The 13,726-nt window shown below is 71.4% G+C and carries 13 protein-coding genes and 1 pseudogene; 9 read left to right on the top strand and 5 right to left on the bottom strand.

Annotation, left to right across the window (positions count from 1 at the left end):
- Positions 1-124: 124 nt before the first annotated feature.
- Both gatE and DOS48_RS21020 read left to right on the top strand, forming a co-directional pair.
- Entirely contained in the window at positions 125-2,008 is a 1,884-nt protein-coding gene (gene gatE / locus DOS48_RS21025) for a Glu-tRNA(Gln) amidotransferase subunit GatE (RefSeq protein WP_127117604.1), read from the top strand.
- A gap of 94 nt (positions 2,009-2,102) precedes the next feature.
- The gene (locus DOS48_RS21020) at positions 2,103-2,624 is read left to right on the top strand and encodes a phosphate-starvation-inducible PsiE family protein (protein ID WP_127117603.1); all 522 of its coding nucleotides are present in this window, start codon (positions 2,103-2,105) and stop codon (positions 2,622-2,624) included.
- 9 nt (positions 2,625-2,633) lie between these two features.
- On the opposite strand, the gene DOS48_RS21015 is transcribed toward DOS48_RS21020, so the two are convergent.
- A complete protein-coding gene (locus DOS48_RS21015) occupies positions 2,634-3,116 on the bottom strand; it encodes an Lrp/AsnC family transcriptional regulator (protein ID WP_127117602.1) in 483 nt (160 codons plus the stop codon).
- 182 nt (positions 3,117-3,298) lie between these two features.
- On the opposite strand from DOS48_RS21015, the gene DOS48_RS21010 reads away from it, so the two are divergent.
- A complete protein-coding gene (locus DOS48_RS21010) occupies positions 3,299-4,240 on the top strand; it encodes a DMT family transporter (RefSeq protein ID WP_127117601.1) in 942 nt (313 codons plus the stop codon).
- A gap of 14 nt (positions 4,241-4,254) precedes the next feature.
- Here the strand turns inward: DOS48_RS21010 and DOS48_RS21005 are convergent, their stop codons facing one another.
- Positions 4,255-4,806, bottom strand: a complete 552-nt coding sequence (locus DOS48_RS21005; RefSeq protein ID WP_127117600.1) for a hypothetical protein — start codon at positions 4,804-4,806, stop codon at positions 4,255-4,257.
- Positions 4,807-4,992: 186 nt separating this feature from the next.
- The gene (locus tag DOS48_RS21000) at positions 4,993-5,343 is read right to left on the bottom strand and encodes a 2Fe-2S iron-sulfur cluster-binding protein (RefSeq protein ID WP_127117599.1); all 351 of its coding nucleotides are present in this window, start codon (positions 5,341-5,343) and stop codon (positions 4,993-4,995) included.
- A 105-nt stretch (positions 5,344-5,448) separates the two neighbouring features.
- Here DOS48_RS21000 and DOS48_RS20995 point away from each other — a divergent pair, with 105 nt between their 5' ends.
- The gene (locus tag DOS48_RS20995) at positions 5,449-6,414 is read left to right on the top strand and encodes a biotin--[acetyl-CoA-carboxylase] ligase (RefSeq protein WP_127117598.1); all 966 of its coding nucleotides are present in this window, start codon (positions 5,449-5,451) and stop codon (positions 6,412-6,414) included.
- Positions 6,415-6,429: 15 nt separating this feature from the next.
- Here the strand turns inward: DOS48_RS20995 and DOS48_RS20990 are convergent, their stop codons facing one another.
- On the bottom strand, positions 6,430-7,044 hold the full coding sequence (locus tag DOS48_RS20990) for a universal stress protein (protein ID WP_127117597.1): 615 nt from the start codon (positions 7,042-7,044) through the stop codon (positions 6,430-6,432).
- 151 nt (positions 7,045-7,195) lie between these two features.
- On the opposite strand from DOS48_RS20990, the gene DOS48_RS20985 reads away from it, so the two are divergent.
- Positions 7,196-7,453: a hypothetical protein gene (locus tag DOS48_RS20985; RefSeq protein WP_127117596.1), complete on the top strand. Its 258-nt coding sequence runs from the start codon at positions 7,196-7,198 to the stop codon at positions 7,451-7,453.
- Between the two features lie 128 nt (positions 7,454-7,581).
- On the top strand, positions 7,582-8,784 hold the full coding sequence (locus DOS48_RS20980; protein ID WP_127117595.1) for a redox-regulated ATPase YchF: 1,203 nt from the start codon (positions 7,582-7,584) through the stop codon (positions 8,782-8,784).
- 22 nt (positions 8,785-8,806) lie between these two features.
- On the opposite strand, the gene DOS48_RS20975 is transcribed toward DOS48_RS20980, so the two are convergent.
- Positions 8,807-10,678: an aldehyde ferredoxin oxidoreductase family protein gene (locus DOS48_RS20975; protein ID WP_127117594.1), complete on the bottom strand. Its 1,872-nt coding sequence runs from the start codon at positions 10,676-10,678 to the stop codon at positions 8,807-8,809.
- 162 nt (positions 10,679-10,840) lie between these two features.
- Between DOS48_RS20975 and yqeC the strand changes: the two genes are divergently transcribed.
- The 3 genes and pseudogenes from yqeC (at position 10,841) to ptsP (ending at position 13,711) form a co-directional block, all read left to right on the top strand.
- On the top strand, positions 10,841-11,578 hold the full coding sequence (gene yqeC, locus DOS48_RS20970; RefSeq protein ID WP_127117593.1) for a selenium cofactor biosynthesis protein YqeC: 738 nt from the start codon (positions 10,841-10,843) through the stop codon (positions 11,576-11,578).
- A 67-nt stretch (positions 11,579-11,645) separates the two neighbouring features.
- Positions 11,646-11,903 (top strand): annotated as a pseudogene (locus tag DOS48_RS20965) (HPr family phosphocarrier protein); the annotation flags it as partial.
- A 107-nt stretch (positions 11,904-12,010) separates the two neighbouring features.
- Positions 12,011-13,711: a phosphoenolpyruvate--protein phosphotransferase gene (ptsP, locus tag DOS48_RS20960; protein WP_127117591.1), complete on the top strand. Its 1,701-nt coding sequence runs from the start codon at positions 12,011-12,013 to the stop codon at positions 13,709-13,711.
- Positions 13,712-13,726 lie beyond the last annotated feature (15 nt).

Raw genomic sequence — 13,726 nt, 5'->3', positions numbered from 1 at the left:
CCACGCATAATTCCTTTCGACCGCTACGCGACGAGCGGCGGCTCCGCGATCCGCTCGTTCTGCGGTCGGCGCAGCCCCGACGAACTGCCACCCTTTTAGTCGCGCGCCGCCGGAGTGAGGCGTAATGAGTACGGACGCGACCCCCGAGTACGACCACGAGGAGCTGGGGCTCGTCGCCGGCCTGGAGATCCACCAGCAGCTCGACACGGAGACGAAGCTGTTCTGTGACTCCCCGACGACCGAGCGCGACCCCGAGGAAGCCGACCGTTCGATCACTCGCCGGCTCCACCCGACGAAGAGCGAACTCGGCGAACTCGACGACGCCGCGATGGAGGAGAGCCGCGTCGACCGCGAGTTCACCTACCTCGGCTACGACACCACCTGCCTCGTCGAAGAGGACGACGAGCCGCCCCGTCGCGTCGACGACGAAGCCCTCGCCGTCGCCCTGCAGATCGCCGACCTGCTCGACTTATCCGTGGTCGATCAGGCCCACGTCATGCGCAAGCTCGTCATCGACGGCTCGAACACCTCCGGCTTCCAGCGCTCCATCCTGCTCGGTCAGGAGGGCGAAATCGAGACGAGCGAGGGCCGCGTCTCCATCGCGGACCTCATGCTCGAAGAGGAGTCGGCCAAACGCGTCGAAGAGACCGACGAGGGCGTCGTCTACTCGCTCGACCGGCTCGGCGTGCCGCTCGTCGAAATCGGTACGGGCCCGGACATCCGGAGCCCGGAGGGCGCCCGCGAGGCCGCCGAGCGTATCGGCATGCTGCTCCGCTCGACGGGCGCGGTCAAGCGCGGCCTCGGCACGATCCGACAGGACGTGAACGTCTCCATCGCCGACGGCGCGCGCGTCGAGGTGAAAGGCGTCCAGGACCTCCAAGGCATCGAGGACATCGTCCGCGGCGAGGTCGGCAGACAGGCCGAACTGCTCGACATCCGCGACGAACTCCGCGAGCGCGACGCAAGCGTCGGATCCGTCTCCGACGTGACCGACACCTTCGCCGACACCGAGTCGGGGGTCATCCGCGGCGCGCTCGACTCCGGCGGGAAAGTCACCGCCGTCCCCCTCTTCGGCTTCGACGGCCTCGTCGGCCGCGAAATCCAGCCTGACCGCCGACTGGGGACCGAGTTCTCCGACCACGCGAAGCGCCACGGCGCGGGCGGCATCTTCCACACCGACGAACTCCCGGCCTACGGCGTGACCGAGGCCGAGGTGGCGGCCCTCCGAGACGCGGTCGGTGCCGGCGAGGACGACGCGGTCGCCATCGTGGCCGCCGATCCGGAGACCGCCGACCTCGCCATCGAGGCGGCCGCCGAGCGCGCCGAGACCGCCATCGAGGGCGTCCCCGAAGAGACGCGCGGCGCGAACGACGACGGGACCACGCGCTACCTCCGACCGCTCCCCGGCGCGGCGCGGATGTACCCCGAGACGGACGTGCCGCCGGTCGAGCCCGACCCCTCCGACGTGGAGCGGCCCGAACTCCTCGACGAGAAGGCCGAGCGGTACACCGAGCAGTTCGGGCTCGACGCCGGCCTCGCCAAGCAGGTCGCGTTCGGTCAGCGCTTCCCGCTGTTCGAGACGGCGGTCGACCGCGGCGTCGACCCCACCTTCGCGGCCTCGACGCTGGAGTCGACGACCACGGAGATCCGCAGGGAGGGCGCGCCCGTCGAGAACCTGACCGACGAGCAGTTCCTAGCCCTGTTCGATCTCGTCGAGGACGGCGACCTGGCGAAGGAGGGCGTACCCGAGGTGCTGACGACGCTCGCCGAGACGCCGTCGCTGTCGGCGGCCGAGGCCGTCGAGGAGGCGGGGCTGTCCGGCGTCAGCGAGGCGGAAGTGCGAGACGCCGTCGTCGAGGTCGTCGAGCGCAACGCCGACCAGATCGAAGCCGAGGGGATGGGCGCCTTCTCGGGCCTGATGGGCGAGGCGATGGGCGCGCTCCGCGGGAAAGCGGACGGCGAGGTCGTCTCCGACGTGCTGCGCGAAGAGATCGGCAAGCGGTCGTAACGCGCTCGCGCACCCGGCGACGACCCGATATCTGACGTAGTCGCCCCCGTTCTTTACGTGTCGCGGGACCCTCCTGTCGTGTGAGAGAGTTCAGATGGACGACTCGCCCGCAACCGACCGCTCGACCGACTCGGGTCCACCCGCCGAGACCGACGGCGCGCCCGTCTCGCGCTCGCGCAGCGACCGGGTCTCCGACGCGACGAGCTGGTTCGTCCACGGCGTCGAACTCGCCGCCGCGGCGCTTTTCGCCCTTCTCTTCGGCATCGGCGTCGTCGACCTCGCCCTCCAGATCGCGGAGTCCGTCCCGACCGGGGAGATCACGGACCCGAACGTGGTCATCGGGTTCATCGAGACGGGGCTGCTCCTGTTGATCATCGTCGAGGTGTACCAGACGGTCGTCGCCTACATCGAACAGAGCAACACCCGCCGGATCGTCCGGCTGGTGATCTACACCGGCGTCATCGCCATGGTCCGGAAGGTGATCATCTTCCGCACCACGGAGTACGCCACGCCGCGGGACGCGCTCTTCGCCGCCCTCGCCTACGGAATCGTGATCGTCGGGCTCGTCGCGCTCCTGTACGTCGAGCGGTCGGTCGGCCCGTCGCTCACCGACTGAGGCACCCGGCTACTCGGTCAGCTCCTTGATCAGCGTGTCGAGGTCGTACGTCGCCGGCGCGCGCGACTCGTCGCGCAGGGTGGCGATGGTAAACGTCGAGTTCGTCCGCTCGACCTGCGGGATGGCCTCGAAGTCGCTGATGAGCCGTTCGACGGTGTCCGACGAGGAGAGCCGCGCGAGGACGACGAAATCCGTCTCGCCCATGGTGAAGAAGGCCTCGGTGACCCCTTCGACCGCGAGCAGTTCCTCGGCGAACGCGTCGTAGGGGCCCTCGTAGTCGGCGAGCACCTCGACGATAACGGTGACGCCGAGACCGAGCGCCTCGTGGTCGAAATCGTAGAGGTCGTTTTCGATCACGCCGGCGTCTCGCAAGTTGTTCAGCCGGTAGTGGATCGTCGACACCGGGATGTCGGTCTCCTCGTGAAGCCGCTCCGGACTCCCGGTGCCGAGATCCGAAATCGCCTTCAACAGCCGCACGTCGCGCTCGTCCATGCACCCCATTCGAGTGACGGTTTGTTATATATTACGACCGATATAATTACACAGAGATTCAAGACTTCAGGCTATTTCGAGACGCAGTTGCAAGTAATTCGTATGTATGATTGTTCATTTCCAATCCGCGCCGTTTTCGAAGAATGATTTAACTATCGCCAGAAATTCCAAAGGTTTACTCAATGAATCTGCGGAACGTTATTTCCACGCCCGAATCGATCGTCGCGGCGTTCGTCCTCCTCGCGACGCTGTGGGGCAGTTCCTTCGTCGCCATCGAGGCCGGCCTCCACTACTTTCCCCCGCTTCTGTTCGCCGGGGTCCGATACGCCATCGCCGGCGCCATCGTCTTAGGCTTCGCCGCGGTGACGAGCGGGAGAACCCTCCCCCGCCGCCGCGACGAGTGGCTCGGTATCGCCGTCGCGGGCGCGTTCGTCATCGCGGCCTACCACGGCCTGTTGTACGTCGCCGAACTCCACGTCACGGGCGCGGTCGCCGCCGTGATCGTAAGCCTCTCTCCGGTGTTGACCGCCACGTTCGCGGCGCTCGTCCTCCCGAACGAGCGGCTCGGCCCCGTCGAAATCGGCGGGTTCGCGCTCGGGATCCTCGGCGTCGTCGTGATCGCCGACCCGCTGGGCGCCGGGACCGGCAGCGCCGCCCTGTTTGGGGTCGGCCTCGCGTTCGCGGGCGCCGTCTCGTTCTCGCTCGGCGCGGTGCTGCTCCGCCCGCTCCGGACCGACTTCCCGATCGCCGCGCTCCAGGGCTGGGCGATGGTCGCCGGCGCCGGGGCGCTCTTCGTCGGCGCCGCCGCGCTCGGCGAGTCGCCCGCTGCGATCGTCTGGAACGTCACCTCCGTGGCGTCGCTGTCGTATCTCACCCTGCTGTCCGGCGTCGTCGCCTTCCTCATCTACTTCGCGCTGCTCGACGAGGTCGGGCCGACGCAGCTCCACCTCGTCGGCTACGCGGAGCCGGTCGTCGCCGCGGTCGGCAGTTGGGCGCTGCTCGGCAGCCTGATCGAGGCAGAGGCGCTCGTCGGCTTCGTCGCGATCCTCGCCGGGTTCGCGATGCTCGAACGCCACGAGATCGCCGCGTACGTCGGCGTGGAGAATCCCTTCCGGGCGCACTGACTCCCCGATCCCACTCAGTCGATGTCCGCGGTCAGGCCGGCCCGCAGGTCCCGGCCGAAGTAGTGGCCCACGAGCGCCACCGCCAGTCCGAGGCCGCCGCCGACGGCGAGCAGCGCGAGCCCCCACTGCTGGAGGTAGTCGATACCGATCGGCAGGAACCCGACGCCGAGGACGCTGGCCACCGCGGTCCCCGCGCCGGCCGCCGCGCCGGCGACGCCGAGTTCCGCGTACCGCCGCCCCGAGAACACCACGCCGAGGAGGAACGCGGCGAGGAACACGCCGCCGATGGAGCCGATGGTCCCTCCGATGATCGGGATGGCACCACCCGCGAACACGCCGACGGCGATGGCACCGAGCGCAACCGCGAACGATTTCAGCGAAAACCAGCGCCCGTCGACCCCGATCCGACCCCCGTCGTCTGCCGTCGCGGTCGCTGCGCTCGACCCGGCCGAATCCGCGTCCGCGTCACCCCCGCGCTCGTCGGCCGCGAGGTCGTCGTCGAGGAGGCTATCGAGGTCGTCCGTCACGTCCTCTGTGGACGCCTCGCGTTCCTTGGAGGGTTGCATACCCGAGCGTTCGCCCCTGAGACCTTGTGTCTTGTGCCGCGGTCGACGCGCGAACTCGTCCGTCCGCCCCGATCCGTGCCGTTCGGTAACACGCTTCGTTTCACCGGAAACGCGGTGTCTTCGGCGAGGGGAGTCGCGGCCCGAACTCCGGCCGCTCACCCGTCTCTCCGCTCGCCCGCAGTCCGCTCACGCGCCCTCGTCCGACCGCTCCCGCGACCCCCACACCACCTTCTCCACCAGTTCGACCGTCATGGGTTCCTCGACGGTCACCTGACAGGAGAGCCGCGGGTACCCGAACCGCGCCGCCAGCCGGTCGTGCCAGTGGTCCGGCGGACACTCGTCGCGAATCCGGACGCCGCAGGTCGCACAGAGCCCCCTTCCGCCGCAGTTCAGCCGGCGGGTCGCGGGGGCGTACGGGGACAGGTTCGCGTCGATCAGCACCTGACGGAGCGACGCCCCAGGCTCGACCGACAGCTCCGTCCGGTCGTCGCCGTGGAGGACGGTCAGCGACACGGTCTCGTCGGCGTCTCGGGTCATTCGATCCGACGTTCGGACGCCGGGCACATAGCCCTGTGGCAGCGTCCACCCCCGACGCGCCGCCGACCCGGAACGGCTTTGCGGGTCCGCGCCGACCCCGACGACATGGACACGCGTCGCGCGCTGCTCGACGCTCTCGCCGCCGGCCCCGTCGCCGGCCCCGCCCTCGCCGACGACCTCGACGTGTCGCGGGCGGCGGTCTGGAAGGCGGTGGAATCGCTCCGGGAGGAGGGGTTCGCGGTCGAGTCGACGCCTGACGGCTACGTCGCGCCCGAGGCCCCCGGCTACTCCGCGGCCGGCATCGAGTTCGGGCTCGACGCCCCCTACGAGGTCGAGTACCACGACCGGATCGGGTCGACGAACGAGCGCGCCCGCGAACTGGCGGCAGCAGGGGCCGACGGCATCGCGGTCGTCGCCGACGAGCAGACGGGCAGCCGCGGCCGCTTAGACCGCGAGTGGGTCGCGCCGAGCGGGGGCGTCTGGCTCTCGCTCGCGGTCCGCCCCGACGTGCCGCCGGCCCGCGCTCCCCTGTTCACTCTCGCGGCCGCGGTCGCGACCGCCGAGGCCTGTCGAGACGCCGGCGTCGACGCCCACATCAAGTGGCCGAACGACGTTCTCGTCGGCCACGCTGCGAGCGAGGCCGGCGGTCGGGGCGGTCGCAAGGTCGCCGGGATTCTCACCGAGATGGAGGGAGAGGCCGACCGGGTCTCGTGGCTCGTCGCCGGGGTCGGCGTCAACGCCAACGTCGCGACCGACGCGCTCCCCGCCGACGCGGCCGCCCTCGCGGCCGAGGTAGGCGAACCGATCGACAGGCGACGGTTCGCCGCGACCCTGCTCGAGCGCTTCGCGGCGCTCACCGAGACGCCGGACCGGATGGACCGAATCCTCCCGGCGTGGCGCGAGTTCGCGAGCACGCTGGGGCGCCGGGTCCGCGTCGACACGCCGAGCGGCCCGGTGACGGGCACCGCGGTCGACGTTGAAGCGCCCGGCGCACTCGTCGTGGAGACCGCCGAGGGGACCCGGCGCGTCCACGCCGGCGACTGCGAACACCTGCGCGACGCCGGGGACTAAGCGGAGCGCCGTCGCTTACCCCTCGCTTGCCGCCTCCGCGTCGCCTTCGCCGCTCGGCTTTCGCGTGGGCGACGCGTCGCGTTCGCGGCCGGCCGCTGCGGTGTTCGTCGCACTCGTGGAATCCGTTTCCGTCGCGCTCGCGGGATCCGTTTCCGTCGCGCTCGCGGTCCCGCTCTCGGCCGCCGACTCCTCGCCGGTCAGCCGCACCGTGAGGACGGGTACGGCCGATCCGCGAACCACTTTCTCCGCGACGCTCCCGAGCAGTAGCCGGTTGATCCCACCGCGGCCGTGCGTCCCCATCACGATCAGATCGCAGTCGGTGCGCTCCGCGTAGTCGACGATAGCCGCGCTCGGGGGCCCTTCGACGACCGCCGTTTCGACGTCGATGTCGGTCGCGGCCGCGAACGACGCCACTTCGGCGACCGCCTCGGCCGCGTCGTCCCGGAGCAGGTCGCCGACCCCCTCCCAGGAGCGCTCCATCGGCGTTCCCACGTACCTCGCCGTGTCGACGACGTAGAGGGTGTGAACGGCCGCTCCGTGGAACGACGCGAGGTCGAGGGCGTGTGCGATTGCCCGCCGCCCCTCGGGGGAGCCGTCGGTCGGAACGAGGAGCCGATCGTATAACGCCATTTGCTCACATACACCACGGCACTCCCTACGCATAACTCTTTGCGCGTCTTGCCGGTTCATGTTACGGTCGAATTCGCGGTCTGAGCCGCAAATCGGCGGCAGAGGCGCCGAACAGGCGTATTTAAGCCCTCCGCAGGTGTATACCGTGGTAATGACACCCGAAGTCCGTCTCTCGCGCGTCGAAGCCGAGTTCAACGACCACTCGTTCCCCACCGCCCGCGACGACCTCGCCGAGTCGTGTGCCGACACCACCGTGCTGTTCGCCGACGGCGACGCCGACCTGGGCGAACTGGTGGCCGACATCACACAGGAGCGGTTCGAGAGCGCCGAGGACGCCTACATCGCGCTCCAGAACGTCCTTCCCATCGAGGCGCTCGGCGAGCCCGGACAGTCGGACGGCGACGCCTGATCCGCGCTCGCTCGATTCGACCCGCCTTGCCCCGGCGAGCCCGTTCAGAGGGTCGCCACCCCGTCACCGACCCCCACGCCACGACGCCTCTCGCATCGCTTTTTACCGTGGATCGCACACTGGTGGTAATGAGTTACCGGATCGGTCTCGTCGGCAAGCCCTCGGTGGGGAAGTCGACGTTTTTCAACGCCGCGACGATGAACGACGTGCCCGAGGGCGCGTACCCGTTCACCACCATCGACCCGACCGTCGGCGAGGCGTACGTCCGCGTCGACTGTGCCGCCCCCGAGTTCGACGAGACGTGTACGCCGAGCGTCGGCGTCTGCCGCGAGGGAACCCGCTTCGTCCCCGTAAAACTCGTCGACGTCGCCGGGCTGGTTCCGGGCGCCCACGAGGGACGCGGCCTCGGTAACCAGTTCCTCACCGACCTCAACGAGACGGACGTGTTGATCCACGTCGTCGACTTCTCCGGCAAGACGGACATCGAGGGGGAGACGACTGAAGGCCACGACCCGCGCGAGGACATCGACTTCCTCGAAGAGGAGCTCGACGAGTGGTACCTCGACGTGCTCCGGAAGGGCCTCGAGAAGTTCGAGACGCGCTACCACGGCGCGGACGCGGCCATCGAGGCGGAGCTCGCCGACCAGATGTCGGCGTTCGGCATCGACAAGGACCGCATGAAACAGGTGATCCTCGCGGAGGGGCTCGAACTCGACCCCGAGACGTGGGACGAGACGGACGAGGCGGACCTCGCACGCGAGATCCGCAAGCGCACGAAGCCGATGGTCGTCGCCGCGAACAAGATGGACACGCCGGAAGCGCAGGCGAACTGGGACGAGATCACGGCCGACCCCGACTACGACCACCTCTCTTTCGTCCCGGCGAGCGCTCACGCCGAGAAGGCGCTTAAAAACGCCGACGAGGCCGGCGTCGTCGACTACCGCCCCGGCGAGAGCGAATTCGACGTCGTCGGCGACGTCTCCGGCGAGCAGGCGGCGGGCCTCGATCAGATAGCCGAGTTCGTCGACGAGTACGACGGCACCGGCGTGCAGGGCGCACTCGAAGAAGCCGTCTTCGACGTGCTCGACTGTATCGCCGTCTTCCCCGGCTCCGCGAACGGGAGCAAAGACGAGAAGGGCGTCTTCCGCGACTGCTTTATCCTCCCCGAGGGGTCGACGACCGAGGACTTCGCGTTCCACATCCACTCGGACATCGGCGAGGGGCTCCTCCACGGCACCGACTGCCGGAGCGGTCGGCAGGTCGGCGCGGACCACGAGCTCTCTCACCGCGACGTGATCGAACTGATCTCGACGAAGCAGGCGGCCCCGTAACGCGGCGACCGTTCTCCCTCCTTCAGTCGTCGTTGCGACCGGCGTCCGGCCGCTCCGCCGCCGACCCCACCGGCGTCGCCGAGTCGGGCAGATCCCCGATGTCGAGTCGGTCCAGTAGCTCGGCCGTCGGGCGCCCCTCGCGGTCCCACCCCCGGTACGCGTAGTACCGGTCGAGGAGCGCCTCGAACGCGTCGGGGTCGAGACCGTCTCCCGCCTCGCCGTCGGATTCGTTTTCCCCATCGGTCGCGCGGGTCAGCGCCTCCGGAAGCCCGTCGTCGCTCCGGTCGAACCCCTCTCGCAAATTGTACAGGCGCGTGAGCGTCCACACCCGCTCGCCGAGCGCGCGGAGGTCGGTCGGGTCGCGCTCGTCGCCGAGAGCGGCGAGCCACTCGGCGGCCGCGTCCGGTCCGAAGCTCTCGGCGAGGAAGTCGTCGCCGACGAGACACCAGAGCGCGGCCCGCCGGTCCTGCTCGTCGGCGACGACGGCCGCGCGCTCGGTCGGCGTCCACCTCGGGTCGGCCACCGCCTCGGTCTCGACCGGCCGAGCGCGACGGTGACAGCCGCCCCGGTCGCCCGTGGCGAACGCCAGCGCCATCGTCGCCGCGCCGCGGGGGTCGTACGACGCGAGTTCCAGCCCCTTCACCGTCGGGACGAGGTCGGTCCCGCCGAACCGGGCCGCGGCGGCCGCCACCCCGTCCGCGAGCGCGTCGCCGAGGGGCGTCGACCGGGCCGCGATGTCCTCGATCAGGCGCCGCGCCGCGGTCGCGTCGCCGAACGAGAGGTCGTCGTCGACCTCGCGGTCGCCGGGGGGTATCACGCCGGCGTCGCTCGCGCGAACCGCCCACGCGACGGCGTTCCCGGCGGAGATCACGTCGAGCCCGAGTCGGTCACAGACGCCCCCGAGCGCCGCCACCGCGTCGAAGTCGTCGATCCCGAGCCCCGCCCCGAGCGCGATCGGTGTGCCCCCGCGGGGGACGGTCGTCGCCGTCGCGTCGGCGGGGTCGTCGCTCTCGATTTTCCCCCTCTCGCTCGCGACCCGGAACCCGCCCGGCACCGGGTCGTCGGGGCGCTCGCGACCGACCGCGCGCTCCGTCGCCGCCGCCACCCCGAGCCCCTCGGCCCCGTCGAAGCGCCGGGTCTGCCAGCCGCGGGTCGGCAAGACCCCCGTCTCGTCGCCGAACGCCACCGTCTCCAGCGTGTCGCCGGCGGCGAGCCAGCGCCCGCCGTCGCTGTCGGCGAAGGCTTCCTCGGCGCGCTCCCGGTGCTCGCGGAGCGCGGCCGGGACCGTCGGCGCCGCGTCGCGCGCGACGACGGCTTTGAGCCCCTTCGCGCCCATCACCGCGCCCGCGCCGCCCCGACCGGCGTGGTGGTCCCCGCCGTCGGACGCGATGGTCGCGTACCGGACGCCGGCTTCGCCGGCCGGCCCGACGCAGGCGACCGCGGCGTCCGGGAACCGCGCGTCGGTTTCGGCCGTATCGAGCCCGGAGAGATCGGCCGCGGACTCGATCGTCGCCGTGCCGTCCGCGACCGAGAGGGTCACCGGCTCGTCGCTCGCCCCCTCGATCACGACGCCGAGGTGGCCCCCGAGCGACCCCGCGAGCCGGGCCGCGAACGACCCGCCCCCGTACGAGTCGAGGAACGCGCCCGTGAGCGAGGACTTCGTCACCGCCGCGTAGCGCGGCTCGCCCGGCAACAGCCCCGTCAGCGGTCCCACGAGAAACGCGAGCCGGTTCGCCGATGACGACGGGTCGACGCCCGGCGGCGTCTCGTAGAGGTAGCGGGCGCCGAGCCCCTTTCCGCCGACGTAGCGCGCGAGCCACGCCTCGGGGACCGGCTCGCTGCGCACGCGCTCCGCGGAGAGATCGACGCGCAGCATTCGGTCGGGGACGGACATCGTGACGCACCTCGCGGGCGGGCCGGATTAAACCACCCGTCGGCCCCGACTCGACCCGGAGTCGCTCGGTCGGCCGACTGACCCCTCCCGATCGACCGAATCCACCCGACCGAACTCACCCGACCGACGGCTTTTCGCCGCCGCCGGTCGTGACGGAGAGGCATGGACGATGTCGTCGCCGCCCTCGACGCGGCACGGGGGACGACCTGTCTCGTCGGGGCCGGCGGAAAGAAGACCACGCTCTACGCGCTCGCCGACCGCCTCGACCGGGCCGTGCTCACCGCGACGGTCCGGATCCCGATCTTCGACCGCGAGGTCGCCGCGGTGCGCGTCACCGGCGACCCGGTCGCCGCGCTGGGGGACTTCGACGACCGGGACGCCGCCTTCCCCCTCGGTCTGGTCCCGGAGCGCGAGCGCGACGACCGGTATCGGGGGTACGACCCGTCGGTCGTCGACGATATCGGGGCGGCACACGACGGTCCGGTCCTCGTGAAAGCCGACGGCGCGCGGACGCGACTTTTAAAGGCGCCGAACGAGCGCGAGCCACAGGTTCCGGCCGGCGCCGACCGCGTCGTCCCGGTCGCGAGCGTCGGCGCGGTCGGCGAGCCGTTGACGGCCGAGACCGTCCACCGCCCCGAGCGCGTCGCGGCGCTCACCGACGCCGCGCTCGGCGACGAGATCACGCCCGAACTCGTCGGCCGGGTCCTCGCTCACGAGGACGGCGGACTCCGAGGCGTCCCGGCGGGCGCGACCGTGATTCCCCTCCTGAACGCCGTCGACGACGCGGCCGACGCGGCGGCGGCGCGGACCGTCGCGCGGGTCGTCCGCGAGCGCGCGACCGTGTCGCGAGTCGTCCTCGCTCGGATGATCGACGGGGAGGTCGTCGACGTGATCGAGTGAGACGGAGGGGATGATCTGCGTCCCCGGCGAACGCACTTATAAGCCGCCGCCGCGCCTACCCCGGCGCATGGAACGCACTGTATCGGTCGTGCCGGAGGCGGGCCTCCACGCGCGACCGGCCTCGAAGCTGGTGCAGACGGCGAACCGGTTCGACGCCAGCGTCTCGATCGGTCGCGCGGACGACGGCGACGACGGCCTCGTCCGCGCCGACAGCATGCTCTCCGTGAGCGGGCTGAACGTCGGCCACGGCGAGTCCGTCCGCGTCGTCGCCGAGGGCGCGGACGCGGCCGACGCGCTCGACGCCGTCTGCGACCTACTGACGAGCGAGGTCGACGGAGCGGGCGGAGCGGGCGACGGAGCGGGCGGAGCGGGCGACGGAGCGGGCGGTGAGAGCGATGCCCGATCCGAGGGCGCCGACGGCGGTGACACGCCGTGAGGACGCTCACCGGCGTGGGCAGCACGCCCCTCTCGGGCGTCGGGACCGCGCGCTGGTATCGGCCCGAGGCCGACCTGACGCTCCCCGAGCGCCCCGCCCCCGCGACCGTCGACGGCGACGCCGAGCGCGCCCGGTTCGCCGCGGCCCGCGACGCGGTTCGCGACGACATCCGCGAGGCGCGCGACCGGGCGGCGGCGCGCGTCGGCGAGGAGGAGGCGGCGGTGTTCGAGGCCCACGAGCAGTTCCTCGACGACCCGGAGCTCGTCGACGACATCGAGGCGGCGATGGCCGAGGGGACGCCCGCGCCACACGCCGTGAGCGATCGGTTCGCGGCCGCTATCGAGCAGTTCGAGGCGCTCGACGGGCCGATGGCCGAGCGCGCCGACGACCTGCGAGACGTGCGAGACCGGCTCCTCCGTGCCCTGTTAGACGCCGCGCCGGGGACCGACGTCGCCGACCTCCCGCCGGGAACGGTGCTGTTAGCCGAGCGGCTCACCCCGAGCGACACCGCCGCGCTCGACCCGGCGGCCGTCGCGGGCATCGCGACCGTCACCGGCGGGCGGACCGCCCACGCGGCCATCATCGCGCGGTCGCTCTCGATCCCGGCGGTCGTCGGCGTCGGCGAGTCGCTCCGCGACGTCGACGCCGGAACCGACCTGCTCGTCGACGGGAGCGACGGGCGAGTCGTCGTCGATCCGGACGCGGCGACTCGCGAGCAAGCGGACACGGCGGCGACGACCCCGGTCCCGGACCGCGTGTCGACCGCGGACGGGGTTCCGATCACGGTCGCCGCGAACGTCGGGAGCGAGGCGGAGGTCGCCCCGGCGGCCGAGCGCGGCGCCGACGGAATCGGGCTGTTCCGGACGGAGTTCCTCTTTCTCGACCGCGAGTCGCCCCCGACCGAGGCGGAGCAGTACGAGGCCGTGACGGCCGCGCTGTCGGCGTTCCCCGGCGAGCAGGTCGTGGTCCGGACGCTTGACGTCGGCGGCGACAAGCGGGTGCCGTACCTCGATCTCCCCGCCGAGTCGAACCCCTTCCTCGGGCGTCGCGGGATCCGGCTCTCGCTGGACGACCACCGCGACCTCTTCGAGACGCAGCTGCGGGCGCTCCTGCGCGCGGCGGCCCACGGGGGCGACGCGGACCTCGCAGTCATGTTCCCGCTCGTCTCGCGGATGACGGAGGTCGAGTCGGCGCTCTCGGCGGTCGACGCGGTCGCCGCCGACCTCGAAGCGGAGGGCGTCCCCCACGCGATACCCGACGTGGGAGTGATGGTCGAGACCCCGGCCGCGGTGTTCCTCGCGGGCCGACTGGCGGACGCGGTCGACTTCCTGAGCATCGGGACGAACGACCTCACGCAGTACGTGATGGCCGCCGACCGCGAGAACGACGGGGTCGCCGCGTATCACGACCCGCTTCATCCGGCGGTGTTACGCGCCGTCGACCGGACGACGGCGGCCGCGGCGGAGACCGACGCGTGGGTCGGGATGTGCGGCGAGATGGCCGGCGATCCGGCGCTCACCGAGCTCCTCGTCGCCCTCGGGCTCGACGAGCTCAGCATGAGCGCGGTGACCGTCCCGGCGGTAAAGACCCGAATCCGCCAGATAGACTCGGCGGCGGCGCGGGCCCGCGCCGACGAGGCGCTCGCCTGCGAGACGCGGGCCGAGGTCGTCGACGTGCTGGGGCTCGACCGCGACTGACCGTCGCTCGGGCCG

The organism is Halorubrum sp. PV6 (assembly GCF_003990725.2).
GTDB lineage: Archaea > Halobacteriota > Halobacteria > Halobacteriales > Haloferacaceae > Halorubrum.
This window is presented reverse-complemented; position numbering and strand designations above follow the sequence as displayed.